A 25,609-nucleotide genomic window follows, 5' to 3' on the forward strand; every position below is an offset into this window, starting at 1 on the left:
CTTATAAAGATTACTTTAAAGGAATAGAAATATACTCGCTGTATTCCGATCTCACCTGTTCGGGGTCCTTATCTTTCGATTCGATATAAAACTGCATGATCTCAAAAGCAGCTTCGAGCTGTCCCCGGTTCTCTTCCGAAGTGAACATACGTACACCCGGAGGCAGCAGTTCCGCACAGCCACTCGTACAAAAGGCGGTCAACTCCAGATCCAGCCCTCGGGAAACGTGAGCCACGAACGCACCAACGAATTCATTCAGTACCACTCCGCAACCACCTTGATGCCTCGCCAAAAAATCCGGCAAGCGGTCCGCATTGTCTGCCGTCAGTACGAAAACCGATTCTTCGTTGAGCTGAGCCGCGTCAACAATGGCCTTCACCGTACCCTTGTTAGCAAGTGTATCCAACACAAGAAAGTGCCGTCCACCTCGATCAGCCGTTTGCTCTCTCCATAACTCGAACGCTTGTCGATAATCTATCACGACCTTGTGAAACAAAGGATCATCGATATGGCTATCCAGCAGCACGATCGGTACCCCGATGCTGAAGTGGATCGAGATATCCCGGAACGTTTCCTTCTTCACGCCGGCCAACAGCACCCCGTCTACTTCCCGTTGACGGATGATTTCCGGAGTTGGCTTCTCAGCGTCCATCCCCAGGACGAGCAGGTGATAGCCTGCCTGTTTGCAGAGCTCGTCCATTCGTTCGGCCAGCATGCCGTAATATAGCTTCTTCCATAACCCGTCTTGCTCGCTGCGGCTGAAGAGCAAGGCCACCATACCGGACTTACCGCGGACAAGCGAACGTGCCGTTAGACTTGGGATATAATTCAGCTTGTCAGCGGCTTCGAGCACCCGGCAACGCGTCTCGTCCGTGATCTTCTGATTGTCCACCTTATTCAGAATATAGCTGACCGTCGCCACCGATACCTTCGCTTCACGGGCGATGTCTTTCATCGTCGTTTTTTTCACAGTAAGTCCTCCCACTCCTCTACGATGAACTGAAGGCGAACCGGCGTCGAGGTATTAAACCGTCTATTCGTATCTCTTCGTTCATGAAAACCAAAGCCCCTTGATACTTTCACATCAAATGCCAAATCTCTCGGCAGCAAAAAACATCCCTGATAAAAGCCGTCCCGAACTTTCGGAATTTCGAATCCTGCATGGATTCGAGCGTCTGTCGGAGTTGTCGGCGGAACGGTCACGCTGATTTCAACCCGCACGTAATCTGGCAACTCCGGGACGATCTCGAAGTTCGTCGATCCGGTAAGGTCACGATAACGTACCGTCACTTTGGACGTCCCTTCGATTCGCGGAGTGACTCTGCCGTTAGAGTCAACCGTTAAAACCTCCGGACGATCCACCGTATAGTCGGCTGCCAGCAAATTCATTTGGAAGCCGGTGTCGTAAGTCACCTTCGGATTCAACTGCCCTTGGAGGCCCTGCAGCCCGATTGTCCCTCTAGCAGCCAATTGCAGGTTATGAGGACGTCCAATCTCGCCGAACAGATACAACAACGGGCAATGCAACCGCCCCGCCCAATCCGCCTGGGAATGGCCGGCCGTCTCATCGAGCAAGAACATCAGATCTTCCCCTGGCTTAAAGCCGACCTCAATCAGTTCGTCGACGAATGCCCGTACATGTCGGGGCATGATTAGCCCTTCCGCTCCGCCGACATCGACCCAAACCCGCAGCTCCGCCGGCTTAACCGGGAAGGAGTGATATAGTTTTTGCTCACGAAGCGGTTCCTGTTTGTTCGTATCGCCTCCTTGTTCATTCACTACTGTATGCACCAGGAATGGCGACATGATCGCCACCTGACCAAAGACATCCGGTCTGCGAAACGCAATATGATACGAGACAATTCCGCCCGCGGACGAACCGATTAATGCGGTATGCTCCCGATCCTTCAAAGTGCGAAATCTGCCGTCGATCATCGGTTTCAATTCCTCAATGAGAAACCGTTCGTACAGCTCACCCTTGCAGGATGCGTGGAACGCTTCGCTTACGCTCGGATGCTCGTGAAAATATTCGGATGCCCGTTGATCCGAAATCGAGGAGACGGCTACGATAATCACTTCTCTCATTTGGCCTTTCCTGCTTAGCCGATCTGCCGTCAGATGCATCTCCCACGAGCCTCCCATCCCATCCGATGCAAACATATGCTGTCCGTCCTGTGCATAAAGCACCGGATACCGGCGATTCATTGCTTCTTCATAAGAAGGAGGCAAATAGACGTAAATATCCCGTTTGTTGTTCAACAGCTTGGAGTAAACGTTGGAAAGTGTGATGATTTCGGCGCTCATTCGATAACCATCCTCCTATGGGTTAATACCACTTAATCGTTTAAGTTAAGTTGATACTAGTTCAGCCTTCAACTTTTGTCAACGAGATCCGCTATGTACAAAAAACAAAAAAGCTCTTCATTCGCCGTAGGCGAATCAAGAGCTTTCTATGGATAAATCGATGCGGTCGAGAGGACTCGAACCTCCACGGGGGGTTAGCCCACACGGACCTGAACCGTGCGCGTCTGCCAATTCCGCCACGACCGCAAAATGGTTATCGTGCAAAAATCATATTTTGCAGCGACAAGATAGATCATACCATGCACTGCATAGAGAAGTCAATGTAAAACTTTCAAGATACACCCTTGATTAAAAACACGAGCCTGGGGTATGATAAGAACATAAGTTCGCATAAAGAGGTGTTGACCTATGGCCGTTCCCGGCATTAAGGAAGAGGAACTATCCCTCATTAAGAGCGCGTTACTGCTTGGTTTTTTGCAAAAAGTGTTTCAACGCGATGCCCGAATTCTCGAACAAAGCGGGCTGCTGAAGAGCCCCGAAGCTTACGTCGACCTCATCCGCGGCGGCGAACGTCGCGTTGCGCTTGTTCTATCGGAAATACACGGTAAATTCCGCGAGCGGAACATCGAAATCGAGCGGATCCACCAGGATGAGAACGGGATTCAGGCCGAATACCGCTGCCGAGGGTATCACGGGAAGATGCGGATATTGTGGGCTGGCCTACAAAGGGAGGTGTCCTCCCGGATGCGCGCATATTTGACTGGCAGTACCCCAGCGCCTAGCTCACCCCGGGAGCGAACAGACAAAAGGAACCTCAAGGCGCATCCGCTTCCTTAAGGTTCTCTTCTCCGGATAAATCTATTGAACTGGCGGGACGCTCAACGCTTCCTGCACCCGAGTGACGCCTTGGGATAACGCATTCCCGGCCAAGGCAGCCGAAGCGACGGCGACCGTCTCGAGAATCTCCGCATCGGTCGCCCCCTTGGACTTCGCCTCCTCGGCATGGTAGAACGTGCAAATTTCGTTGTTCGTCGAAAGCGCGACCCCAAGGGCAATCAACTGCTTCGTCTTGGCATCCAGTGTACCACTCGAGAGGCTTTCGCCGGTAAACGTATGGTACGCTTCGGTTACCTTCGGCAGGGCTTCCCCGAATCGGTTAATTTCGTCCTTGTAAGCTCGTATTTTCTCGCTGACCTGCGACATGCGAAACATCCTTTCCTAGCTATTGTACCCGCACTTATACGATGTCCCGCCCGGTCAAAAATATGCTTAATCCACCGGCGAAATCCGTGGCTCCTTCGCAAGCTGGTAAATGTAATTACGATCGAGCTTGACCACGTTGCGGTTCGGTTTGCGGACCAACACATGCGTGTCGTCCCAAGCCACTACAATCCCCCGCACGTCGTTCTCCGGAATACCGTCGCGTACGACGCGAACCTTTTCTCCGGACAGCCGGTATTGGTCCAATGTTTCGTCTGAAATCATACGAATACGTCCACCTCCTGGATTTCATTATACAATAGTTGGGGGTTAGGTCCATTATGAGCCTGCTCCGTGCAAAAAAAGCCCCGCCGGTGAACCAGCGGGACTTCGTGATGACTTTTGGATGCCTAAAGCAACCGGTGCGGTACCGGATCTAGATCTGGCCGCATACGGAAACCGTACAGTTCCCTCTTATCGAGAAGCATGTTCTCGGCTGTCATTCGTTTCGAACCAGAAATCAAGCACTTTCGCCGACATGACTCTCTGTTCCAAATACCCTACCTGTTGCGGACTGAACTGTTCCTTCCAGGGCACATCAAGCTCTTGGCACAGCCCGGCTATCGTCAACAATTGCGACCATGCTACATAGCGTTTGTACCAGAAAAACTGAGGATGTTCAAGCATATAGGGATAAAGGTCATCAAACTCGGTATGTTTGCAATCCAGGGCACGTTCAAAAGTAACCTTCGCTTCGGACAATTTCGAAAGAAAAAACTCCGCGTCTACTGCCAATTCTTTCCCCATTCTTTAAGCCTCCTCTCCCTAGTAATCCTCATTATAGCGAAAAAAAGGGGGCCTGCAAAGGATTAACCGAAATTTGGCTGGTTTTTCTTCATTCGTTTGTCCTAGTCAACGAACGTAATACGGCCGCCTTCCAGAGATGCGATACGCGCCAGTGTTTCAAGCCGAATGCCTTGCTCGCGAATCGCTTGAGCGCCGGGTTGAAAGCATTTCTCGATGACGATTCCTGCTCCCACCAGTTGAGCGCCGGATCGGGCGATGATTCGGATCAATCCTCGAGCGGCGTCACCGTTGGCGATAATATCGTCGATAAACAGCACTCGATCCTTCTCCCCAAGGAAATCACGCGATACCAGAATATCCGTGACGATGCCTTTCGTAAACGAGGGCACCCGCTCGCACAGCATGTCCGGCTCGGCAAGCAACGTCTTCTTCCGCCGCGCGAACACGAGCGGCACACCCAGCTCATAAGCGGTGGCGAACGCCACGGCGATCCCCGACGACTCGACGGTGATGACGCGGGTAACCCCTTGATCGCCAAACCGTTTGGCGAATTCCTTGCCCATCTGCATCGTCAGTTGCGGATCGACCTGATGGTTAAGCAATCCGTCAAGCTTCAGCACTTGGTCTGAGACGATAACCCCTTGCTCTACGATCTTTTGTTTTAATAACTCCATGTGATTTCCTCCACAGATCAAGATCAATATTTCCGTTCAAAAGTCTGTTTCAAGTGTTCCTGAGGTTTGGGTAAACATGCGGCGGAGCGGAGCGTAACGGAACGTAACGCCCTTATTTGCACATTTCCCGGATATTTCCCGCTGTAACGGAACACAGAGACCTTATTAGGCCATTTTAACGGTCAACGAGCAAGAAATCCCCCAAATAGGATCTCCTCGTTCCGTTAGAATGTGAATCCGCCTATTCTCCGATCAATAACGTCTCTGGGTTCCGTTAGATTGACGAACTCCTTGATTCCACTTCGTGATCGAAAGACGACTTTTGGGACGACCGGTTCAATAGAGGTCCAAAAAGGCGGCTTTCGAGCATCGAGAAGGTTGGATGAAGCCAGGGACTGAGTAGCAGAGCGTAGGCAGACCTACGTGAGCAACGGAAGGCCCGGCTGAATTCAAGATTCGACGTCGAGTTAGCTCCTTTATTCCACTTCGTGATCGAAAGACGACTTTTGGGACGACCTCATCATTAGGTTTAAGTCATGTCCCGTTGTTGGACAACATACCCTGTACTATATATAGCACAAGAACCGGGGGGAAAACCATGAAAAATGCCGTAAAAGTTCTGCAGATTGCTTTTACCTATATCGGCACCGTCGTTGGCGCCGGTTTTGCGACGGGACAGGAAATTCTCCAGTTTTTCACCCGGTACGGCAAATGGGGCGTCTTGACGATCCTATTGTCGACAGTGCTGTTCGTATGGCTCGGAACTAAAATGATGCTGCTCGCCCGCGACATCAAAGCCGCTTCCTACGAGGACCTGAACCGCCGTCTCTTCGGCGAAAGGATTGGCCGGGCATTGAGTTTGTTCACTTTGATCGTGTTGATCGGCGTTAACAGCGTGATGCTCGCGGGAGCCGGCTCCGTCTTTATGGAGCATTTGGGGCTTCATTATCAGACAGGCCTATGGATCACCCTGATATTCACCTATTTACTGTTGGGACGAGGGATAAACGGGGTGCTGCAGCTGAACTCCATCGTTGTGCCGATGATGTTAATCCTGTCACTTGCGATCATATCAAATACCGCCGGTACCCCGGGAGCAACCCGTTTTCTGACGATGGAGACCGACTCCGCGCTGATCGCCGCCTGGGCGGCGCCGTTGATGTATGCCGCGTTCAACCTGTCGATGGCCCAAGCAGTGCTCGTGCCCATCGGCAGCCACACCGAAAGCCGTCGCGTCATTGTTCTGGGCGGCGTTCTCGGCGGTCTGGGGGTTGGTTTTATGTTAATGGCCGGTCATTTTGCTTTGTCGGCCTACATGCCAGGGATCGTACAGTATGAAATCCCGATGGGCAGCATCGCTCAGCAGCTCGGGACAACCATCCAGCTGATCTATGTCCTGCTTATTTTCATGGAAATCTTCAGTACCTTCGTCGCCGATGTTTATGGCGTGACCCTCCAGTTGCAGCAGCGGATCAAGGTGCCCCCCATGCTGATATCGGTCACGATTTTGTTTATCTGTTATATCACCAGCCAGTTTGGCTTTAGTTCCCTACTGTCCGTGCTGTATCCTGTGTTTGGCTTGTTCAGTTTGTTATGGGCGCTGATGCTGGGCTTATATCGGCAAAAAGAAACCCCCAGAGGCTAAGCCCCGAGGGTCTTCTGGCAACCACGGCTCCCTGTGTGTATCTCCTACATCCGCACGATGTTCGCAGCCGGTAGCAGCGTTTGAACTCGCCGGACAACATGCTCGTGGCAAGTCATCATCATAATCTGCTGGCGATCGGCAACCTTCCGCAGTACCGACAAGGCCCCTTCAAGGCGGCCTTCGTCGAAGTTAACGAACAGATCGTCCAGCAATAATGGCAGCGAACCTTGCCCCGACACGGCTTCGGACAAGGCCAACCGCATCGCCAGGTACAGTTGTTCCGCCGTTCCCCGGCTGAGGAGCGCGCTCTCGAGCGGCCCAAGTTCCGTATGCTCGGCCATCAGCTCCTGGGTGCCCATTTTCATGACAATGCGCCGGTAAGTGCCGCCGGTCATTTCCGCAAAGTACCCCGAAGCCGCCTGAAGCACCGCTGGCTGTCGCTCTTCTTCATACACCCGGCGCGCACGGCCGATCAGCTCATGGCAAACGGCCATGACCGCATACTGATCGAGACGGTCGCTAAGGGCTGCCCGCTGTTCCTCCAACTGCTGTACGAGATCGTCCCGCCGGCAGCGGACTGCTAAATTTTCCTGCTCCTGCAGCAGACGTCCTCGCTTCTCCTGCAGTTGCCCCAGCAACACTTCCGCTTGCTGCAAATCCTGCTCCGACATCTCCAGCTGCTGCCGGAGCTCTAATTCCTCCATCGTTTGCAAAAGCCGCTCCAGCTCGGCTTGCTTGGCTTCGTCAAGTCCAGCGAACAACATCAATTCCAATTGACGCAGATCGCGTTCCAAAGCATCCCGCCGTTCCCGCGCCGCGTCCAGGCGCAGCAGTTCCTCGCCATCTCCAGCGCCTGCTTCGGCGAGCAGAGCTTGCTCCGATTCAAGAACCTGGTGCAAGCGATCGTCCAAGCGCTGCCCCTCTTCCTCCAGAGGTTGCAGCTTGGCGGATAGCTGGTCCAGTCGGCTTTTCTCTTCGATGGCGCCGTTCAGCCGGGCCAATGCTTCCCGCAGAACCGTAACTGCCTGATCAGGTTTTTCTTCGCTTCCATAGGCCAAGCATTCCTGCTCAAACTGCTCGTTTTCCTGCCGCAAGGCCGCCATCTTGGCCGTCAGTCCGTCGAACCGGGTTAACCCGTCCCGCCCTTGCTCCGCCAAGCGGAACACGTCCGACGCTGCCTCCGGGGATAGATCAGCGGACAATCTCCGCTCGACCAACCAGGCCTCCCACTCTCTCGCAAGCTCGTCAAAGTCCGCTTCGCGCCGGGACAACTCGCGCTGGGTAGCCGCAAGCTCGTCCCGGACAGCGGATGCCTGTTGGAGGGCGACGTCCGCCTGGCCCTCCAACGCGGCGTGGCGCTGATCCCACAGCAGCCACGCCTCCATCAGCCGGCGCAGCTGCCGCTCCTCTTCGCCCCAGTCCATCAGACCGGACGAAGGGGCGGCCCCGCTGCGCGACCGGGAAGCGGCCGCGGCGCTTTGCGGATGGCGGACGAGCCGGGACAGCAGCGCGCTAAGGCGCGCTTCCGGGCCGGCGTCGTCCCCGGCGCCGAGCGCGGCCGAACCGCGGCGCAGCCGCCGCTCGCCGGCAGGCGGCGCGCTGCGGAAGGCGGCCAGCGCCAGGGCGGCGTCCAGGCCGAGCAGCACGGCTGCCGCGGCCACGGCGCCCCACGGCGCTTCCGCCGTGAGCCACAGAATGACGGGCAACGCCATCGTCAGCACGCCGCTCCCGGCGAGCAGCTTGCGGTACAGCGCCCGCATCTGTGCCGCGGCCAGCGCCCTGGCGTCCGCCGCCAGCTGCTCGGATGCCTGCCGGCCCGCGCCTTCCCGCCAGCGGTCCAGCTCGCCGCGCAGCTCGCTCCAGAGCGCGCGGATTTCGCCCGGCTGCTGCGGGACGAGCATGGCGAACTGCCGCCGCCCCTCCGCGGCGCTGTACTCTACCCGCGCGACTGCCGCCGCGCCGGTCTTCTCCGCGGTTGCCGCAGCTCGTTCCAGCTTGGAGCGCTCGCTCCGCAGCAGCTCCATCTCCTTGTCGTACGCGGCAAACCGCGCCGCAAACCGGCGAACGCTCTCCCGTTCGCCCACCGTTCCGGCAAAAGCGCGCAGCTCCTCCGCGCCCCATGCCGGATTAATGCTGCGCAGGCACTCGGCCAGCCGCCGCTCGAGCTGGAGCGCTTCCGCCGCCAGCTCCGCAAGCTCGCCCTGCCGGGCCTCGTAGCCCGGCAGGCGGCCGGCCAGCTGCCGCAGCGCCGGCTCCTGCGCCAGCACCGCCGCATCCGGGCGGTGCCGCGCCAGCTCCACCTGCAGCGCTTCCCGCCGCCGGGCCCATTCGCCGCGCTCCAGCGCCAGGCGCTCACGCTCCGCTTGCAGCGCCTGCCAGCGCGCCGCCCCCTGCGCGGGGAAGCGGGTGACCGTCGGTAGCGCCGCCAGCTCCGCGCGGATGGCCTCGCGCTGCAGCCAATCGGCCCGGCTGGCCGCCGCCTTATGCAGGCGGGCGGTTTCCCGGCCCCTCGCCGTGCGGGCTGCTTCGGCCTCCGCCAGCTGCGCCGCCAGCCGCTCCAGCTCCTCCAGCACATCGTTGTACCGCGGCAGCAACGCTTTAGCGGCCTCGGCCTCGCGCTCCAATCGCTCTACCGTTTGAAGGAGCTGGGCGATTTCCTGCGTCCGTCCGCGCGGCCGATATAGTTTGTCCATGTCCTGGACTAGTCTTTTCTCCCCGCGCAGCACCGCAGCCCCACCGCCGATACCCGCGTGAAATAGGTATCGGCTGAGCTCCTCCGACTGCAAAGCTCCCACTTCCTGCAGCTCGGTCAACGACACGGCAAACAGCTGCTTGAACATCGCTTTCGACATGCCTCCGAGCAGTTCTCGCTGCATCTCCTCCTGCGTCGCTTCCCGCACTTCCCCGTTCGCATCGCTGCGCGTGATCCGCAGCCGATCCCCGCGTGTACCGGGTAAATTCCGACCCTCCGGCGGCTGCGCGTAACGCTCGATCAGCCAACGGGCCCCGTCATCGCCAAGGACCGTCAACGCCCCGCCATGCGCTCCGCCCCGAAGCGGCTCATAACGCTCGGCGGCCAATGCCCGAGAAGGAATGCCAAACAACAACGCTCGAACGAAACCGAGCAGCGTGCTTTTTCCCGCCTCGTTGGGACCGTACAACACCGTCACTTGACCGGGAAGCTCTACGTCCAGTCCGTTCAGGCGACCAAAGCCGCTGACCTGCATGCGTTCCAGCTTCATGAAGCCCCTCTCCCTTCTCGCGGAAACGGCGTATCCTCGTTCAGCAGGGCAGCCGCCAGTTCTTCAGCCCGTCGCAGCAGGTCCTGCTTGGCCTCCGGATCCTGCTCCTGCAGCAGCCGCCGCAGTTGACGATTGTCCGAGAGCGGTGCCAGCGCAGCACGAACTAGTTCATCCACATATTCGGGTTCCGCCGACGTTCGCTCACCCAGTCGAAATAGCTCGCCGAGGAAGCTGTCCTCCGCCATTAGGCCCTCGCGATCCAGCTCCACCCCGGTCTCGAGCTTGAAGCCTGCCGGCCAAACGATCCCTTCCCCTGGCATCAAGCCCCCCGCATCCGCCGCAGCGAAGCCGGCTTCCTCGAGCCGTCCGCTTTCCTTGCGCCGCAATTCTTGCAGCAGCTCGGCTGCTTCCGGCCCGGACTGCAGCAGCGTATGCAGCGGTCCCCGTCCGGTGAACGTGAGACGAGCCACCGTGATTCGTCCAGGCTCGGCTTCCCGCAGCTCGTCCAGCCATTCTTCTACGCTTCCCTTCCAAGCTTCTTCGGTGGTCAACCCGTCAATCGAAAGTCGGCTTTCCATCCATAGCACTTGATCAAGTCTCCGAAACGTTAACCGAGCTTCCCCGTTCTCCGCCACATCTACAAGATAACAGCCCTTCGGGCCGGTCTCCTTGAGGCTGCGACCTTGGATGTTGCCAGGGTACACCACCCACGGCGACTCGCAAAGAATCTGCCGCTTATGGATATGACCCAGCGCCCAATAGTCGTAACCCGAGGCCTCTAGATCGCGGAGCGAGCACGGTGCGTAAGCGTCATGCCCCTCTTGACCGTCCACGTTTCCATGCAGCAGCCCGATGTGATAGAGCACCGAACCCGGCTCGCGCCGATACTGCAACGCCAGGTTATCATGTACTGCCGGAGTCGGATAAGAAGTCCCGGTCAGCACCGCTACCGGCTCCCCATCGTGCCGCCTTACTGCGGTGACGCTTTCCGCGCGAGGACCAAACTCATAAACATGCCCAGGCAGCGCCAATCTTAGCCGTCTACCAGATAAGGGATCATGGTTCCCCCGAATCATATAGACCGGGATGCCATGCTCCCCCAGCTTGTCCCAGCCTTCGCGCAAGCGTAGCTGCGCACGCAGTGAGGAGTCCGAAGCATCATAGATATCCCCGCTGATCACGACAAAGTCGACGGCTTCCTCAATCGCAAGCCGGACCAACCGGTCAAAGGCGGCGAAAGTGGATTCCCTCAATAACCCGCGCAGCCGATCCGGCACGCCGGACATCCCCGAAAAGGGGGTATCCAGATGCAAATCGGCCGCGTGAAGAAAACGAAAGGCTTTCATTCGTGCAACAACTCTTTCCTTATTTGAATTGCAAGTACAGCTTCTTCAATTCATGTACAACCCGGTTTAACGAGTATTGGGCTTTGGCTTTCTCCGACCCGCTGCGGGCCAGCTGATAGCGGTAATCTGGATCCATGATGACCTTCTCCAACGCTACGGCCAAAGCTTTCGAATCTTCAGGCGGGACCAGGAGACCGTTCACGCCGTCCTCGATTTGCTCGGCAATCCCGCCGATCTCCGTCCCGACGAGCGCTAGGCTGCAGAGCGCCGCTTCGGCGAACACCGAACCGAAGGCTTCCGCCCGCGACGGCAGCACAAAAATATCAAAGAATGGCATGAATTCCTCCGGATGCAGCGTGTACCCGTAAAATATCGTCTCATCATAAATGCCCAGACGCTGCGCCAGTTGCTCCAGCTCTTGGCGGATCGGACCGTCGCCGATGATATGCAGCACATAGTTATGTCCGCGTCTTTTCAACTCCGCGCAGGCCTGCAGCAACGTATCCAACCCTTTGGCAGGCACGAGGCGGCAGACGGTGACCAACTGGGCGACTTCATTATCATGGGGGATCGGCTTAAACCGTTTCTCGTCAAACCCGTTTGGAATAATGCCGATGGCTGCGGCATCGTCCACATAAGGCGTCAGGTAATCGGCAAAAGATTGCGAAACGGTATACATCCGGTCGGCGCGATGCTCCAGCTCGCGGTACAGCGAAGTAAGAAACCGGTGCTCCGGCCCGTTCTCCCGGATGCGACCGTTCAAGATGAGTTCTTTTTCATAACTAGAGTGAATGCTTTGGATGACCGGGGTTTGCGGAAACACTTCCTTCATCGCTAGTCCCGCAATCGGATGATGGGCATGGATCACATCGTAAGGCTGCTTCAACCGAAGCTTCGTCCACCACAAGTAGTCGCGATAGGTTTGAACGTATTTTTGCACGATCGGGCTCTCCCCGTACTGCTGCCAATCAAAGGTATGAAAAATAACGGGATCGCTCCCCTTCGAACGGATCCGTTTCGGCAGAGAAAATAATTCCATCTCCCAATGGGGAGGATTAAACCGGTCTTGCAGGTACGGAATCATCGACGATACGCCCCCGGGTTGTTCCGGCGGGAAAAATAAAGCCTGCAGCAGTTTCATTGAGGTTCTCCTTTGCATGTCGTTTACGATTGTGCGATAAAACCCGCTTCTTTTTCCATTATGCCATAGGCAAGAAGGAACATCCATTCCCCTTTTGAGAATAAAAAGCGATATGATAAACTGCTGAAGTGACGGATAATCCGTTTATTCGGAAGGAGCAGCAATCATGACCATTCCATCCCTGCCGGCCGCTTATCAGGAAGCGGTGACGGCCATGCTCGGCCCGGCCGAAGCGGAGGCCTTTCTCGCAAGCTATGCCGCCCCTCGCGCCTACGGACTGAGACTGAATACACTGAAAATGAACCCGTCTTCTACGGCAGCAAGCAAGCTCGCGGAGCTATTTGATTTGCGTCCGGTGCCTTGGTGCGGGACGGGCTATTATTACGAAGAGTCGACCCGGCCGGGCAAACATCCCTGCCATGCCGCTGGACTCTATTATATTCAAGAGCCGTCCGCGATGTCCGCCGTGGAGCTGTTGGATCCGCAGCCCGGTCAAACGGTGCTGGATCTGGCCGCCGCCCCCGGGGGAAAAACGACCCAAATCGCTGCAAAAATGGCCGGACAAGGCCTGCTGATCAGCAATGAGATCCATCCGCAGCGGGCGCGAATCCTGGCAGAGAACGTCGAGCGCCTCGGCATCCGGAACGCCGTCGTGACTCAGGCAGCGCCGCCGGCACTGTCGGCCCGCTTTCCGCTCGCCTTCGATCGCATTATGCTGGACGCTCCTTGCTCGGGCGAGGGCATGTTCCGCAAGGATCCCGAGGCGATTCGCGAATGGTCGCCGGATTCGGTGGAGTTATGTGCCGCACGGCAGTGGGACATCCTGCAGGACGCCGTGGCGATGCTGAAACCCGGTGGCCGCCTTGCCTACTCTACCTGTACGTTTAATCGCCAAGAGAACGAGGATACCATCGCTCGCCTGCTGATGGCGTATCCTTTCCTGCGTCTGATCGCCGAGAAACGAATCTGGCCGCACCGTGAGCAGGGCGAAGGCCATTACGTCGCCCTGATTGAGCGGGATAATGCGGAAAAGGACGGCACGATGGACCCCGGCAGTGCCGGACGCGCAGACACCGGACGCAGCAATGTGCGCGATCGTGGACGTGCCGCCCGTGGGGGTCGCTCCGGCCCAGTGGAACGTAGCGCCGCTGCTGCCTTAGAAGGCTTCCGCGCTTGGGCGGCGGACGAGCTCCCGGCTTTCTCACTTCCCGTCGGAGGCACCCCGCTTCTGTTCGGCGAGGCGCTATACCTCCTGCCGGCTAGCGACGGCTTGGCGCTAACGGCGGAACACCTGACCGGCCTGAAGGTCCCACGCGCCGGGCTGCACCTCGGCGATGTCCGCAAAGGCCGGTTCGAGCCCGCTCATGCGCTAGCTGTGGCGCTTAACGCCGCCGAAGCCGCCCCGCGAGTATGGACGCTCGGCGAGGATTCTCCCCTCGCCGCTGCCTTCCTGCGCGGCGAGACGCTGGAGGTGCCAGCAACATTACGCGGCTGGCACCTCGTGACCCTCGCCTGCGGCGAGGGCCAATACCCGCTGGGCTGGGGCAAAGCCAGCGGCGGACAGCTGAAGAACCACCTGCCCAAAGGCCTTCGGCATTAGGCACCCCGCCCAATCTATCCAATGTGGACATTAGTCCAGACCGCGCCCTCCCAGGCAGCATACAATACACTATCTCGTGATCAACGGGAAACCTATCCTGATGTAAGGGAGGAATAACAATGGGTGAAATCTACGGAGGAGGCTTCACTTCAACGGGAGCTATTTTGGTGCTGTTCATCTTGCTCGTTATCGTTTCCCGTACCCTTTTAGTTTAATGCCACGACATGCCTGAAAAGCGGCTGGAATCCTGCATGGATTCCACCGCTATTTTTTTTGCCTCCCTTGACAAAGGAAACCAGCGCATGGAATAATACGATCATCTAATTATACAAATATCGAATTAGTGAGGGATCAGAATGCAGCTGGACCGGTTGGTCAATTTCCACAAAGCGGTGGGCGATGTCACTCGTATCCGCATTATCGCACTGCTACAGAACGGCCCCCTCCATGGTCAGGCCCTAGCGGGGAAACTTGGGGTCACGCCGCCGACGATCACGCATCACATGACCAAGCTGCGAGAAGCCGACTTGGTGTACGAGCGCCGGGATAAGAATACGATCTATTTTTATCTGAACGAAAAAAGCCTTGCCCTTCAGGCTCAAGCGATCCTGAATATCGGCAAGGCGCTCCCAGCGGCCGAGGACAAACACGAAGAAGCGGCGCGTAAAGCCGCGGTGCTGGACAACTTCTTCAACAAGAACGGCACTTTGAAGCATCTGCCGGCCCAACGCAAGAAAAAGCTGATCGTTCTTGAACGCCTCGTCAAGGGGTTGGAACCGCACCGCAAGTATAAAGAGAAAGAAATCAACGAATACATTCTGAATTACCACGAGGATTACGCCACGATTCGCCGCGAGTTTATCATGAACCATTTCATGTACCGCGAAAATGACATTTACGAGTTGAACCCGCCGGAGCTTTGGGGTAAAAGCTCATCCTAATCGCTAGCGGATTGTGCCGGTCAAGCAATGAGGCATCGCTTATCGCCTCGTTGCCTTTTTTTGCCCACTAAATTAGATGATCATTTAATTAGATAGTTATAACACTACTGTTGTTTTCTCTGAAAAGGAGTGATCTCATCCCATGAATTCCTTACGAATCCTACGCCAGGAACCCTCTTACCGCCGTCTGTTTGCAGCCGGACTGGTCAACGGCATCGGCGACCGGTTCAGCCAAGTGGCCGTCCTCGGCTTGCTATTATCGCTGACCGGCTCAGGCCTAGCCGTCGGCATCACCTTTGCGGTCCGCCTGTTTCCATACCTCGTCTTCGGACCGCTCGGCGGACTGCTCGCCGACCGTTTCTCCAAGAAAACGATCATGATCTTCACCGATGTCATTCGTTTGTTTTTTGCGCTGACCCCGCTACTGGTCCGCAATCCTGGGGATATCTGGATCATCTATGCCAGCGCGTTTGCCTTGTCCGCAGGGGAGGCCATTTACGCCCCAGCCCGCATGTCGCTGATCCCCCGGCTTGTACGCCAAGATCACCTGCTGGCGGTGAATAGCCTGGAACAGGCTATGGTCGGTTTCGTGCTCATCGGTGGATCTGTCACAGGGGGCATCCTTGCTGCCGTAGTGGGCGGACAGGTGTCTTTCGTACTCAACGCGTTGTCCTTCCTGATCTCCGGCTTGCTGCTCCTCCGCCTTGATCCCGCCAAGCGGTCGGCAGCCGCAGAGATCAATTCCGGCGAGCTAATATACACGCCGACGCCAGCGCCGACGCTCGGGCCCCGCCAAACCGCTGTACTCCGACGGTTGCTCACTCAATCCTTCTTTTTGCGGATCATGTTGATCGTGTTTGCCGTTTGGCCGATCGCGGATGGAATCTTTAATGTACTGATCAGCGTATACGCCGCCGAAGTGTTCCGTATGGGAGATATCGGCATCGGATTACTCTATGGAGCGCTGGGTGCCGGGATGCTGGTCGGCTCCGGACTCACCGGCAGAATGGCCCGCTATATGCGGACGGCCGCTGTCCTGACCGTGTTGATCGAAGGGGTTTTCCAAGTGATGATCAGTCAATCGCCTTCGTTTCTCCTGCTCATTTTGCTGTTAGCCTTATCGGCAGTCATCACTAGCGTGGGCAACGCCTGCAACGAAACGGTTCTGATGCAGTTGATTCCAACCGAATGGCAGGGACGGTTCTTCGGCGGATTGGCCACCTTGCAAAACACCTTAATGGGTATCGCCATGCTCGCCGCCGGTTTCTTGCTTGAAGTGGTGACGCCTAGAACTTTGGGGCTCACCGGAGGATTGTTTCTCGTCTTGCTCGGTCTCAGTGTAAGCCTCGGCTGGCTGCTGCACCGTCCGAGATCAATTGAGCACTCCTTGTCCGATACCGAGAAGAAGACCACCCTCTCACCCTGATGGAACATCTCCTAGAACATACTTTACCAGCGCTTGCCTCACGCCTTCCTCGTTGTTCGAGGCGGTCACGGCATTGGCCGCCGCTTTCACATCCAGCGGAGAATTGTCCATAGCTACGCCTAACCCGGCATAGGTGAGCATCGTTAAGTCATTATAATAATTGCCGATCGCCATGACGTTTTCGGCAGGGATTCCGCGCTTCTCTGCCAGCTTCTGCAGGGCTGCCCCTTTGGAAGCTTCTTTATGCATTAAATCGATGAAAAAGTCGCCGCTGCGCAGCATATTGAATTCCTGTGTCCATTGGCTCCAATCCGAGTACACGCGGTCCAGCTGATCCATCTCGCCGGCGACAGTGAATTTCACGATCGGTTCGCTGAAATCGGCCCAACCCGGCATATCTTCCGGTTCCATCAGAAATTTGTGGTACATGTCCAGCGCTTCCTTCGTGAGCCCTGCCGCATTTTCCACATACAGCGCAAAGGTGGTATTGACGTCAAAATGAACGTGATTCTTTCGGCAGTACTCCATATACGGCTCAAGTCCATGCGGATTCAACGCGAATTCGTGGACGATCTCCTCGGTCCGCACATCCACCGTGGCTGCCCCGTTATGGCTAATCACATAGCCCTCCAACCCAAGCTCGCGCATATAGGGAATCGAGCTCCGCGGAGCCCGGCCGGTGCATAACACGAACTCCGTGCCTTGCCCCGCGATGGCTCGAATCGTCTCGATCGTTCCCGGGGTCAACACGTGGTCGTCGGTGAGCAGCGTGCCGTCTACATCTAATGCGATCAGTTTGTATTTCATGTGTGGTCTCCTTTCTTGACTCAACCCTCCCCATCCCTCCCTTACCGTAAGGGAGGGGGCCCGAGGGCCTGCTGCCCTCTGGTCTCCCGCAAAGGGGAGGAACGTGGGAGTGCATGAGGTGCTCCTGCACGCTCTCCCCTGCGGGGATTCGCTTAAGTTGGCTCGTGGAACGCTTTTCCCCCTTCGGGTACGTCTTACTTTAGGCGTTCCCGTTCAACCTGGTAAACCGTGCTGCTCATCCCTACTTCTGTCGGCTCACCTGGGCAGGCAAACGTGCTACAAGCCGCTTTTCGCCCTACGGGCACGCTCTACTTCGGGCGCGCCTGCATAGCGGTGACTGCAACGTTCGGCCTATATCCTTCAACTTCGTGCTGTTAAGGCGCTCTCCCTTCGGGAATCGCTCACTGTAGAGCGAATCGCTAGTTACCCTTTTGAAGCTCCGGTGCCTTTGTACGTGCGCAGCGACTCCAGCTCGGAGTCGGTCAGCTCGCGGAAGGCGCCGAGCGGCAGAGACTCATCGAGAAGGAGAGGCCCCATCGACAGGCGCTTCAGGTATGTGACCCGGGAACCGACGGACTCGAACATCCGCTTGACCTGGTGGAATTTCCCCTCCGAGATGGTCAGTTGGATGCGGGAGATGCGGGTTCCGTCCGCTTCGGCTCCGTGTTCCAGCACCTCTAGCTCGGCGGGTAAGGTGACGTAGCCATCGTCGAGCTCCACGCCCTCCCGGAAGCTCGCGGCTTCCGCATCGCCCACATGGCCGAGGACGACAGCCTCGTACGTTTTGGGTACATGCTTGCGGGGGGATAACAGGTCATGGGCCAGTTGACCATCGTTAGTCAGCAGCAGTAGACCCTCTGTATCTTTGTCCAGTCGCCCGACGGGGAAAGGCGAGAATACTTGATAATCCATCGGGAGCAAATCGAGTACGGTTTTCTCCCGCCGATCCTCAGTAGCTGAGATGACACCGGGCGGTTTATGCAGCATCAAGTAGACAAACTCCCGATAAAAAATCCGCTCCCCGTCCAGCTCCACCACATCCGTTCCAGGATCGCACTGGATGCCGCTGTCCTTAACGACCGCTCCGTTGATCGCGACTCGGCCTTGTTTGACGTATTTTTTGATTTCCGATCGGGTTCCATAACCGAGATTTCCCAGAATTTTATCCAACCGTTGCGTTTTCTTGCCGGCACTCATCTTACGTCCACCTCCACCCGGCGGGATATTCGTTCTTCAGCATTCCATCCTGCCATTTGCCCCAACCCAGCGAATAGCCGTCGACCGTGATCAGCACGTATCCTTTGGGGCTAGCGTTCTCCGAGCATTGAATCCTCGCCGCTTCCACCTGCAGGGTTTCTCCCTTCAGATAGCGAATTGCCTCGCCGTCTGAAGCGGACAAATCCAGCACCCTCACCGTTTCCGATGGAGACAGTGCTGTGGCCAAGGGCTGCCCAGGTATAAGACGCCCATTTTTCACGCTCCCGACGTACCAGCCAGGCCGGACAACCTTCAACCCGTCCAGACGCTCCTTGGTAAGCGGAGACAGGTAGACGTTGCCTCCAAAAAGCAGCGGTTCCCCCGGTAGTTCCGCCTCATTGAGATGCTCACGGGAAAAAGCCCGCCAGCTCTCTAACAACTCCCTCTCGTCCACGCCTTTGGCATCGCGCCCAGTTCCCTGGCGGCCCCGGTGGCCTTGACGGGATTCCCGTTTACTGCGGGATTCCCCCTCCCATTCCGAGGGGGCATTACCCAATCCTATGGTTTCCTCCTGGGGTTGTCCTTCCCCTTGTCGCTCCAGTACGGCGAGAAAATGTCCCTCACCCTCCACCTTATGCGGCCAAAGTCGGCCGCACATGGCAGTTTGCGCAGCGACTTCCGCCGGATATATCCGGCCTTCCTCTCGCTTGGCTAGCCATTCCAGCCACTCCGGACGTCCAGGGGAGATCCGGGGATCCCACTTGAGCGGTACGACCTTAAACTCTGGATGCTCCAACAGGAAATCCGCGATCGTCGCCTCGTTCTCTTCCGGCGCAAACGTGCAGGTGGAGTATACCATTCTCCCGCCCGGCGCCAACAGAGCCGCCGCTGCCTTCAAGATATCCCGTTGCATGCCGGCATACTTCCGAATCCATTCCGGTTCCCATAGCCGGGCCATATCCTCGTCTTTCCGGAACATCCCTTCCCCCGAGCAAGGTGCATCGATCAGAATTTTATCGAAAAAATTCGGGAACGCACGTGCGATTCGCTCCGGTGTCTCGCCGAGCACGACCGCGTTACGTACGCCGTACAGCTCGATATTTTTAGCCAAGGCTTTGGTCCGTTCCGCGTTAATATCATTAGTTACAAGCATGCCGCTTCCGCGCAGCTTGGCCGCGATTTGCGTCGACTTTCCTCCCGGGGCCGCACAGAGGTCGAGCACTCGCTCCCCGGGCGCCACCTCCAACAGCTCCACCGGCGCCATAGCGCTTGGCTCTTGGATGTAGTAGAGCCCGGCGTGATAATACGGATGTTTGCCCGGCTTCGTTTGCTCATCGACATAGTACCCCGTTTGACACCAGGGAATCGGCCGCAATTCGAACGGCACCGCTTTCCTGAAGGCCTCGGAATCAATTTTTAGCGTATTGACGCGGACCCCCGCAAACCGCGGATTGTCGTAAGAGGCACGGAAAGCCGCATATTCTTCTTCTCCCAACAGCTCCTGCATGCGCTCCAAAAATTCTTCTGGTGGTTGTACCGCCATGCCTGTCCCATCCATTCTTCGATTCAGTCATTTTGCTTCGTACCGCAAAACGCCCGTCTCCCCTACAATGGGGGACGGGCCGAAATCAGCCTTGTCAACGCGCTTTCCTTTGATCCAACTTTTGCTGCCTTTCCTCATGCTTCTCACCGCGCTGCGGTGTACGCCGCTGCGGATTATTCGGGGCGATGTTCTCCGATGCCACTTCCACCATGCGGACCAGTTCCGAATCTAACAAACGGATCGTCAGATCGTAAAAGGCAAAATCCCGTTTCCCCTCATCTGCTAGCTCTCTGATGTACGCCTCCGTCTCCCGCAGCAGCTTGCCAAGGTCGATGCCAAGCGACTGTTCCGGATACGGAGACAGCTGTTCTAAGGCCGAAAGCAGCATTTTCCGCCCCCCGGACAAATTGCCGCGCCGGGCATGGAACAAGCCGACAGCGATCTGAAGCAACCCTTTGTACAGCGGGTCATGTCCCCGCGCCAACCAAAGCTCCTCGAGCACCTCATGGCACTCGAAGTAATCGCGGTCTCGGTTGAAGTAAACGAGGTACGCCACAAACAGCGGCTCATAGCTCATCCCCGGGCTCCTCTACTTTTTTGTGCTGCTTGATGAGGCCTTTCACTTCGCCCATCAGTAGCTTCATCCCTTCGAAATCCTTCGTTTCCCACAGCCGGTTGAACCGCTCCTGCGCGTCAATCGCTTCGGACACAAGATGGTAAAAATACAACTGATGAATCGACGCAAGTACCGAGGAGACGATGTTGGAGTCGTCCTCGAAGCTCTTCTGCGCAACCAAAATCTCCTCGCGGATGCTGGACATTTCGTTATCGAGTACGAAGGCGGCTTCCGCGGCCTTTTTGAGCCGGCCCCGCATCTCCTCGGGCAGGCTCTCGCGATACTTGTAGTTCAACGAATGCTCGATGGTAGCCCAGAAATTCATCGCCAGCGTGCGAATCTGGATTTCGGCTAGCACCTGCTTCTGGCCAAGCGCGGTTTGCACCGGATATTCCACGATCATATGAAAGCTGCGATACCCGCTTTCTTTATAGTTGGTAATGTAGTCCTTCTCGTAAAGGACCTTAAGATCCTTGCGCATCCGAATGTACTCCGCCACCCGGCGGATATCTTCTACGAACTGACACATGATCCGGATGCCGGCGATATCTTCAATCCCGGTCTCCAGATCCTCCAGAGCCACGTTGTACCGCTTCGCCTTGTCTAGAATGCTGGATATTTTCTTGACCCTTCCGGTCACGAATTCGATTGGCGCATACTCTTCAAGTTTCTTCAGTTCGGAGCGCATCGTCTTGAATTTGACCTTTAGCTCCTCAACGGCTTGTTCATATGGAAGCAAAAATGTTCCCCAATCTCTACTGTCCATCCTTATGCCTCCTGTCTTCTATCCCCCCGGCTTGGCTTCAGCCGGCCGCTTATCGGTGGTCCGCCCCAACCGCCTCGGAAATATGGCGATAGCCGTCCCGCCGCAGCAGTTGCCGCAGTCCACGGTGCAGCTTGCGGTTAATCTCCGGGCCTTCGTAAATCAGCGCGGTGTAGATTTCAACCAAGCTGGCACCTGCCTTGATCTTGGCGTAGGCATCGTCCGCCGTGAAAATTCCGCCCGAGCCAATGATCGGCAATCGCCCGCCCGTTTGCCGATAGACCCGAGAAATGATCTCCGTCGATCGCATACCAAGCGGTTTGCCGCTCAGGCCTCCCGTTTCCTGGGCGTTCTTATGCGTGATCCCCTCTCGGGACAACGTCGTATTCGTGGCGATAAGACCCGAAACACCACTGTTTTGGATCGTATCGACCATATATTCCAGCTCATCAAAGCTGACGTCTGGCGCAATTTTGACCAGCACCGCCTTCGATTTACCGTGTCGCTCCGCCTCTTCCGCCATCCGGTCGATCACGGCGGTCAACAGCGTTGCCAGCTCGTTACCATGCTGCAATTTACGCAGGTCCGGCGTATTTGGTGAACTGATGTTTACGACGAAAAAATCAGCGTATTCGTATAATGCCGAAATGCATTTCTCATAATCGCGAAAAGCTTCTTCATTTGGCGTTGTTTTGTTCTTTCCAATATTGACGGCGACCGGAATCGGACGAAGCTTCAGCGCCTGCAAGCGCTCTGCCATCGCCTCCATCCCGCGGTTATTGAACCCCATCCGGTTGATCAGCGCCTCCTCGGGAGGCAGCCGGAACAACCGGGGACGATCGTTGCCGGGTTGGCCCAACGGCGTCACCGTGCCAACTTCCATAAATCCAAATCCGATCGCGGAAAAACCTGGCACCGCGTCAGCATTTTTATCAAGACCGGCGGCTAACCCCACCGGGGAAGGAAAATGAATACCGAATAAGTTCGTCGCCAGCTCCGGCGCCTCCGGCACGCCGTACATCCCGCGCAACATCGATGTCATTCCGGGAATAGCAGCGGCAGTATGTAATCCATTGATAACGAGATGATGGGCATCCTCCGGATCCATCCGGAAAAACACCGGTTTTCCCAATGCACGATACAACACGTTTCTCTGTTCACTCCGATCCGATGCTTTGCATGATTTTGCTATTATCAGTTTAGCCTTTTCCGTTGGAAAAGAAAAGTTAAACGGTGCGTGAACATAACAACAAGGTGATGGAATTTTATGATGAAAGCCGTTACAATAAGGGGGAATGCACCTCCATTATCGCTTCAGACTAGGTTAGAGAGGGGAAATATTCATGTCAACCAAACGCAAACCGCCTACATTCCAGCAAAAAAAGGACGAAGTCAACAAGAAAGCGCTCATCTGGTCGATTTCCATCGTAGCTGCGCTCGTGGTCGTGACTGCCGTCCTTCTGATCGTAACCTAAACTAGTCCAACCAATGGTATGTGCGGTGGGGATTGGTCTGATCCTGTCTATCGCCCAGGGCGAAACGCTCCGCCGGGACGTTTTTCAGCTTCGGTAAGATCCCCTTTCCAATCTCCACCTTCGTTCCCTTCGGGACGAGATCGAACAGCTCCTCCACGTCCTTCTTCCCCATGCGGATGCATCCCAGTGACTCATCCTTCCCGATGCTGTCCGGCTCATTTGTTCCGTGAATCGCGTAATTCGTATCCGACAGCTGCATGCCGCGGCTGCCAAACTCTCCGTTATCCCTTCCGTTCGGGTTCATCACTTTCTCGGAAATCGCAAATGTGCCCTCCGGTGTTTTGTCACCGCCCAAGCCAACCGGATAACTCCGAACTATCACATTCCCACTAACCACGGCCAGTACATGCGCTTGTGTATCGACGATAATCTCATATGGCTCGGCAAAATACGGCCGCTGCCCCGGAACCATTCCCTCCGCGAGCACCGCTGTCTCATTTTCTTTTCCCGTCGCGGCGATACCTTTATTTTTCAGCTGCGCCAACAGCGGGCCGAACCCCTGCACCATGGTCGGATCAGTCCCCGCGATCCAATTGTCAGGATACGGCCCGGTTAGATCCTGCAGGCTGGAAGGCCAGGCTCCCTTGGCCTGCTTATAATGGGTCATCGCTGAGGCCAGCACGCCTAGCGATTCCTGCTGCGGAATCCACACCTTCGCGTGCTTCTGCAGCTCTGTTGGATCCGGCGGCGTACATTCGCAGGCCGCCGGATCATAGGCTTGGAGCGTAGTCCGACCGTCAGCCGGACTTTGCTCCAAGCCGAACACGACTGGCAGGTCGTCCGACCAGACCAGCCAGTCGCCAGCCCGCTCCATGCCAAGCGCCGCCGCATGGAGCGGGCTAAAATCGGTTTGCCGCTGCAGCGCGAGCAAACCGCCCACGGCCTCCGCCTGCGTCCCGACGGGATCGCCGGCGTAGCCGATGGCGGTGAACGCCGGCCCCGAGAAGGCCGGCGCCACCGGAGGCGCACCGCCCACCGCCTCATCCTCGGCGAGTGGCGGCACATCGGCCGGCGTCTCTCCGAGCTCGACGCCAGCTGACGCGGGCACGATCGCCGGCCGATTCCCCGGCGCATCGGCCGAGGGAATCCACATCAGCAGCGCGATCAACAGCGCCAGGCTGAACTTGCGTAGGAACCGGCTTCGTTTCTCCCGCCGGTGCGTCTCCTGCATCAGCCCTTCCTTGTAGCCGGACAGTACCTCTTCCGGAAGCGGGATTTTGCTGGATTCAAACGCTTCGTACACGTTGCCCGCCTGAATATAGCAATAGTGGGCTTTCCCCGCTTGCCCGTTCAATTCATATTCCTTGCCCAGTAAATACCAGGCCATTTTATTGTTAGGATGGTTTTCTACATATTTTTTAAGATAAGCTGAGTTTCCCATCAGTTCCTCCATGCCAGGTAGTCGAGAAATCACCATTATTTACTTATATCGGCAGAGAGATCAGGGATTCTAACCCATTATTCGCCAATTACGCATTTTTGCGACTTAATACCTAGCGTAGGTTTAGAAGCGGGTATACGGGATTAGAGATTATGCAGGGCGATGCGAGGCGATGCGGGGCTACGTGCCTCTGATCGCCTCTTTGCACGATTATCCCCTTCGATCAGGACGTGGTGGTGGCGAGAAAAAGAGGCTAGAGAAACTTTGTAGATAAATGATTTTTTTGGAAGAATTTTGGTTGTATTAGGAACGTATGTTTGGTATAATCAAATTAACGAACGTATGTACGTATATTAATAGTGAGGGAGGGAAGCCGACATGGAAGGTGGTCATCCGGAAACGATTCTGCCACCCCTGAACTGCTGCCGTTATACTAGTGAACAGGATTGTGTGGACGCACTGATTGCATTGAAGTGGCCAAACGGTTACATCTGCCCACGCTGTGCTCACCCCCATTGCAGCCGTCTGACCACACGACGCATTCCTTTGTTCGAGTGCGGTAAATGCGCGTATCAAACGTCACCTCTGGTGGGTACGATTTTTGAAGGAACCCATCTGCCCTTATTAAAATGGTTCCAGGCAATGGAGTTGTTCTTGCTTCCCGACGGCATCTCGGCTATGCGGCTGAGCCGGGTGATCCACGTTACCTACAAGACCGCTTGGTTGATGCTGCACAAAATACGCCATGCCATCGGAGAGTTTGATGCTCGTGAGTTGTTGAGTGGAGTCGTAAAGGTAAATAGTGACCTGTACGGATTTGATCCGTCCCGCGGCCAGCTTTTATATTCTCGTTCCTCTGTAGTCGTGGCAGGATGTACAGTAACGGATGCTGGCGAGCCTGAGCATGTCAAAATCCAACTCGTCCCGCAAAATAGAAGAGAGATCCGTAGGGCAAACCGCCGCGAACTCGCCGCCTTCATCACTGAGAATGTGGAGATTCGTACATCGGAGATACAGTCGTTTCCTATTGCCTATCGGCTGTATACACCCTTGCGGAAAGTGGTAAGAGAGGCGTGGGGATCGCTGAGAAGTACCTATGTGGCCTTAGGACGGAAGTATCTGCAAGCGTACTTGAACGAGTACACTGTGCGTAGGCGTCTACGCTTGTCTGGAGGGAAAGCGACGATGTCGCATAAGTTGCTGTGTATTTGTGTGGCGATTCCAACCATTTCATACCATCAACTGATTGCGCGTATACCGAATCCGCCCCTTGTAGCTGCAGCTTAACATATATTACAGGATTTCTTGCAGTTCTCCAAAACCTGCTTCACTGTTCCGAGGCACTATTCTTTGATAATCCTGTCTTATTTAATAGTTATTTTTTCACATAACTTTTCTCGCCCACCTAATTATCTGAGTATCTGAGTATCTGAGGCGCTCT

General features: G+C 56.2%; 24 protein-coding genes and 1 tRNA gene. 8 read left to right on the top strand and 17 right to left on the bottom strand.

The window, feature by feature from the left end:
- Positions 1 to 10: 10 nt before the first annotated feature.
- From KJS42_RS02580 to KJS42_RS02590, 3 genes are all read right to left on the bottom strand, one after another.
- Positions 11 to 970: a LacI family DNA-binding transcriptional regulator gene (locus KJS42_RS02580; RefSeq protein ID WP_213621883.1), complete on the bottom strand. Its 960-nt coding sequence runs from the start codon at positions 968 to 970 to the stop codon at positions 11 to 13.
- Entirely contained in the window at positions 967 to 2,304 is a 1,338-nt protein-coding gene (locus KJS42_RS02585; RefSeq protein WP_213621884.1) for an alpha/beta hydrolase, read from the bottom strand. Before KJS42_RS02585 ends, KJS42_RS02580 begins: the two co-directional genes overlap by 4 nt.
- A 161-nt stretch (positions 2,305 to 2,465) precedes the next feature.
- Positions 2,466 to 2,550 (bottom strand) — tRNA-Leu (locus KJS42_RS02590).
- Between the two features lie 162 nt (positions 2,551 to 2,712).
- On the opposite strand from KJS42_RS02590, the gene KJS42_RS02595 reads away from it, so the two are divergent.
- On the top strand, positions 2,713 to 3,141 hold the full coding sequence (locus tag KJS42_RS02595) for a YhjD family protein (RefSeq protein WP_155605074.1): 429 nt from the start codon (positions 2,713 to 2,715) through the stop codon (positions 3,139 to 3,141).
- A gap of 21 nt (positions 3,142 to 3,162) precedes the next feature.
- Here the strand turns inward: KJS42_RS02595 and KJS42_RS02600 are convergent, their stop codons facing one another.
- The 4 genes from KJS42_RS02600 to xpt form a co-directional block, all read right to left on the bottom strand.
- On the bottom strand, positions 3,163 to 3,507 hold the full coding sequence (locus tag KJS42_RS02600; protein WP_155605073.1) for a carboxymuconolactone decarboxylase family protein: 345 nt from the start codon (positions 3,505 to 3,507) through the stop codon (positions 3,163 to 3,165).
- A gap of 66 nt (positions 3,508 to 3,573) precedes the next feature.
- The gene (locus tag KJS42_RS02605) at positions 3,574 to 3,789 is read right to left on the bottom strand and encodes a hypothetical protein (protein WP_213621885.1); all 216 of its coding nucleotides are present in this window, start codon (positions 3,787 to 3,789) and stop codon (positions 3,574 to 3,576) included.
- 189 nt (positions 3,790 to 3,978) lie between these two features.
- Positions 3,979 to 4,311 (bottom strand): hypothetical protein, encoded by a 333-nt coding sequence (locus KJS42_RS02610; RefSeq protein WP_009222820.1) that lies wholly within the window; start codon positions 4,309 to 4,311, stop codon positions 3,979 to 3,981.
- Between the two features lie 101 nt (positions 4,312 to 4,412).
- A complete protein-coding gene (gene xpt, locus KJS42_RS02615) occupies positions 4,413 to 4,985 on the bottom strand; it encodes a xanthine phosphoribosyltransferase (protein ID WP_213621886.1) in 573 nt (190 codons plus the stop codon).
- A gap of 598 nt (positions 4,986 to 5,583) precedes the next feature.
- Between xpt and KJS42_RS02620 the strand changes: the two genes are divergently transcribed.
- Complete coding sequence (locus tag KJS42_RS02620) at positions 5,584 to 6,630, top strand: YkvI family membrane protein (RefSeq protein ID WP_155605069.1); 1,047 nt, start codon at positions 5,584 to 5,586, stop codon at positions 6,628 to 6,630.
- Between the two features lie 44 nt (positions 6,631 to 6,674).
- Here KJS42_RS02620 and KJS42_RS23265 read toward each other — a convergent pair whose 3' ends face one another.
- From KJS42_RS23265 to KJS42_RS02635, 3 genes are read right to left on the bottom strand one after another with little or no spacing between them, the layout of a single operon-like run.
- Positions 6,675 to 9,872, bottom strand: a complete 3,198-nt coding sequence (locus KJS42_RS23265; RefSeq protein ID WP_213621887.1) for an AAA family ATPase — start codon at positions 9,870 to 9,872, stop codon at positions 6,675 to 6,677.
- A complete protein-coding gene (locus tag KJS42_RS02630; protein ID WP_213621888.1) occupies positions 9,869 to 11,218 on the bottom strand; it encodes a metallophosphoesterase family protein in 1,350 nt (449 codons plus the stop codon). Before KJS42_RS02630 ends, KJS42_RS23265 begins: the two co-directional genes overlap by 4 nt.
- Positions 11,219 to 11,237: 19 nt before the next feature.
- On the bottom strand, positions 11,238 to 12,359 hold the full coding sequence (locus tag KJS42_RS02635; protein WP_155605066.1) for a glycosyltransferase family 4 protein: 1,122 nt from the start codon (positions 12,357 to 12,359) through the stop codon (positions 11,238 to 11,240).
- Positions 12,360 to 12,525: 166 nt separating this feature from the next.
- On the opposite strand from KJS42_RS02635, the gene KJS42_RS02640 reads away from it, so the two are divergent.
- The 4 genes from KJS42_RS02640 to KJS42_RS02650 all read left to right on the top strand — a co-directional run bounded on the left by KJS42_RS02640 (position 12,526) and on the right by KJS42_RS02650 (position 16,326).
- Positions 12,526 to 13,959: an RsmB/NOP family class I SAM-dependent RNA methyltransferase gene (locus KJS42_RS02640; RefSeq protein ID WP_213621889.1), complete on the top strand. Its 1,434-nt coding sequence runs from the start codon at positions 12,526 to 12,528 to the stop codon at positions 13,957 to 13,959.
- 119 nt (positions 13,960 to 14,078) lie between these two features.
- Positions 14,079 to 14,174: a sporulation protein YjcZ gene (locus KJS42_RS23075; protein WP_193415011.1), complete on the top strand. Its 96-nt coding sequence runs from the start codon at positions 14,079 to 14,081 to the stop codon at positions 14,172 to 14,174.
- A 141-nt stretch (positions 14,175 to 14,315) separates the two neighbouring features.
- Positions 14,316 to 14,900 carry a DUF2087 domain-containing protein gene (locus KJS42_RS02645; protein WP_155605064.1) on the top strand — a complete coding sequence of 195 codons (585 nt, stop codon included), beginning with the start codon at positions 14,316 to 14,318 and terminating at the stop codon, positions 14,898 to 14,900.
- 142 nt (positions 14,901 to 15,042) lie between these two features.
- Positions 15,043 to 16,326, top strand: a complete 1,284-nt coding sequence (locus tag KJS42_RS02650) for an MFS transporter (protein WP_213621890.1) — start codon at positions 15,043 to 15,045, stop codon at positions 16,324 to 16,326.
- Here KJS42_RS02650 and KJS42_RS02655 read toward each other — a convergent pair.
- The 6 genes from KJS42_RS02655 to KJS42_RS02680 form a co-directional block, all read right to left on the bottom strand.
- Positions 16,318 to 17,133, bottom strand: coding sequence for a Cof-type HAD-IIB family hydrolase (locus KJS42_RS02655; protein WP_155605062.1), 816 nt, complete (start codon positions 17,131 to 17,133; stop codon positions 16,318 to 16,320). The two genes, KJS42_RS02650 and KJS42_RS02655, sit on opposite strands and share 9 nt — an antisense overlap.
- Positions 17,134 to 17,556: 423 nt before the next feature.
- A complete protein-coding gene (locus KJS42_RS02660) occupies positions 17,557 to 18,330 on the bottom strand; it encodes a pseudouridine synthase (RefSeq protein ID WP_213621891.1) in 774 nt (257 codons plus the stop codon).
- A gap of 1 nt (position 18,331) precedes the next feature.
- Positions 18,332 to 19,873 (bottom strand): RsmB/NOP family class I SAM-dependent RNA methyltransferase, encoded by a 1,542-nt coding sequence (locus tag KJS42_RS02665; RefSeq protein ID WP_213621892.1) that lies wholly within the window; start codon positions 19,871 to 19,873, stop codon positions 18,332 to 18,334.
- Positions 19,874 to 19,967: 94 nt separating this feature from the next.
- A complete protein-coding gene (locus KJS42_RS02670; protein ID WP_213621893.1) occupies positions 19,968 to 20,450 on the bottom strand; it encodes a DUF309 domain-containing protein in 483 nt (160 codons plus the stop codon).
- Positions 20,440 to 21,255, bottom strand: coding sequence for a GTP diphosphokinase (gene yjbM, locus KJS42_RS02675; protein ID WP_193415006.1), 816 nt, complete (start codon positions 21,253 to 21,255; stop codon positions 20,440 to 20,442). The genes KJS42_RS02670 and yjbM overlap by 11 nt, the downstream gene beginning before the upstream one ends.
- Before the next feature lie 49 nt (positions 21,256 to 21,304).
- Positions 21,305 to 22,399, bottom strand: a complete 1,095-nt coding sequence (locus tag KJS42_RS02680) for a quinone-dependent dihydroorotate dehydrogenase (protein ID WP_213621894.1) — start codon at positions 22,397 to 22,399, stop codon at positions 21,305 to 21,307.
- 196 nt (positions 22,400 to 22,595) lie between these two features.
- Between KJS42_RS02680 and KJS42_RS23270 the strand changes: the two genes are divergently transcribed.
- A complete protein-coding gene (locus KJS42_RS23270) occupies positions 22,596 to 22,727 on the top strand; it encodes a hypothetical protein (protein ID WP_272491417.1) in 132 nt (43 codons plus the stop codon).
- A 1-nt stretch (position 22,728) separates the two neighbouring features.
- Here KJS42_RS23270 and KJS42_RS02685 read toward each other — a convergent pair whose 3' ends face one another.
- Entirely contained in the window at positions 22,729 to 24,168 is a 1,440-nt protein-coding gene (locus KJS42_RS02685) for a L,D-transpeptidase family protein (RefSeq protein ID WP_213621895.1), read from the bottom strand.
- 378 nt (positions 24,169 to 24,546) lie between these two features.
- Between KJS42_RS02685 and KJS42_RS02690 the strand changes: the two genes are divergently transcribed.
- On the top strand, positions 24,547 to 25,455 hold the full coding sequence (locus KJS42_RS02690) for a transposase (RefSeq protein ID WP_213621896.1): 909 nt from the start codon (positions 24,547 to 24,549) through the stop codon (positions 25,453 to 25,455).
- Positions 25,456 to 25,609: the final 154 nt, after the last annotated feature.

Origin of the sequence: Paenibacillus sp. J53TS2 (assembly GCF_018403305.1) — a bacterium.
Classification (GTDB): Bacteria; Bacillota; Bacilli; order Paenibacillales; family Paenibacillaceae; genus Fontibacillus; species Fontibacillus rhizolycopersici.

Bases quoted from the DNA above. Each gene is read 5' to 3' on its own strand.
- KJS42_RS02585 (WP_213621884.1), bottom strand. From the start codon at position 2,304: ATGAGCGCCGAAATCATCACACTTTCCAACGTTTACTCCAAGCTGTTG.
- KJS42_RS02595 (WP_155605074.1), top strand. From the start codon at position 2,713: ATGGCCGTTCCCGGCATTAAGGAAGAGGAACTATCCCTCATTAAGAGC.
- KJS42_RS02600 (WP_155605073.1), bottom strand. From the start codon at position 3,507: ATGTCGCAGGTCAGCGAGAAAATACGAGCTTACAAGGACGAAATTAAC.
- KJS42_RS02605 (WP_213621885.1), bottom strand. From the start codon at position 3,789: ATGATTTCAGACGAAACATTGGACCAATACCGGCTGTCCGGAGAAAAG.
- KJS42_RS02610 (WP_009222820.1), bottom strand. From the start codon at position 4,311: ATGGGGAAAGAATTGGCAGTAGACGCGGAGTTTTTTCTTTCGAAATTG.
- xpt (WP_213621886.1), bottom strand. From the start codon at position 4,985: ATGGAGTTATTAAAACAAAAGATCGTAGAGCAAGGGGTTATCGTCTCA.
- KJS42_RS02620 (WP_155605069.1), top strand. From the start codon at position 5,584: ATGAAAAATGCCGTAAAAGTTCTGCAGATTGCTTTTACCTATATCGGC.
- KJS42_RS23265 (WP_213621887.1), bottom strand. From the start codon at position 9,872: ATGAAGCTGGAACGCATGCAGGTCAGCGGCTTTGGTCGCCTGAACGGA.
- KJS42_RS02630 (WP_213621888.1), bottom strand. From the start codon at position 11,218: ATGAAAGCCTTTCGTTTTCTTCACGCGGCCGATTTGCATCTGGATACC.
- KJS42_RS02635 (WP_155605066.1), bottom strand. From the start codon at position 12,359: ATGAAACTGCTGCAGGCTTTATTTTTCCCGCCGGAACAACCCGGGGGC.
- KJS42_RS02640 (WP_213621889.1), top strand. From the start codon at position 12,526: ATGACCATTCCATCCCTGCCGGCCGCTTATCAGGAAGCGGTGACGGCC.
- KJS42_RS23075 (WP_193415011.1), top strand. From the start codon at position 14,079: ATGGGTGAAATCTACGGAGGAGGCTTCACTTCAACGGGAGCTATTTTG.
- KJS42_RS02645 (WP_155605064.1), top strand. From the start codon at position 14,316: ATGCAGCTGGACCGGTTGGTCAATTTCCACAAAGCGGTGGGCGATGTC.
- KJS42_RS02650 (WP_213621890.1), top strand. From the start codon at position 15,043: ATGAATTCCTTACGAATCCTACGCCAGGAACCCTCTTACCGCCGTCTG.
- KJS42_RS02655 (WP_155605062.1), bottom strand. From the start codon at position 17,133: ATGAAATACAAACTGATCGCATTAGATGTAGACGGCACGCTGCTCACC.
- KJS42_RS02660 (WP_213621891.1), bottom strand. From the start codon at position 18,330: ATGAGTGCCGGCAAGAAAACGCAACGGTTGGATAAAATTCTGGGAAAT.
- KJS42_RS02665 (WP_213621892.1), bottom strand. From the start codon at position 19,873: ATGGCGGTACAACCACCAGAAGAATTTTTGGAGCGCATGCAGGAGCTG.
- KJS42_RS02670 (WP_213621893.1), bottom strand. From the start codon at position 20,450: ATGAGCTATGAGCCGCTGTTTGTGGCGTACCTCGTTTACTTCAACCGA.
- yjbM (WP_193415006.1), bottom strand. From the start codon at position 21,255: ATGGACAGTAGAGATTGGGGAACATTTTTGCTTCCATATGAACAAGCC.
- KJS42_RS23270 (WP_272491417.1), top strand. From the start codon at position 22,596: ATGTCAACCAAACGCAAACCGCCTACATTCCAGCAAAAAAAGGACGAA.
- KJS42_RS02685 (WP_213621895.1), bottom strand. From the start codon at position 24,168: ATGGGAAACTCAGCTTATCTTAAAAAATATGTAGAAAACCATCCTAAC.
- KJS42_RS02690 (WP_213621896.1), top strand. From the start codon at position 24,547: ATGGAAGGTGGTCATCCGGAAACGATTCTGCCACCCCTGAACTGCTGC.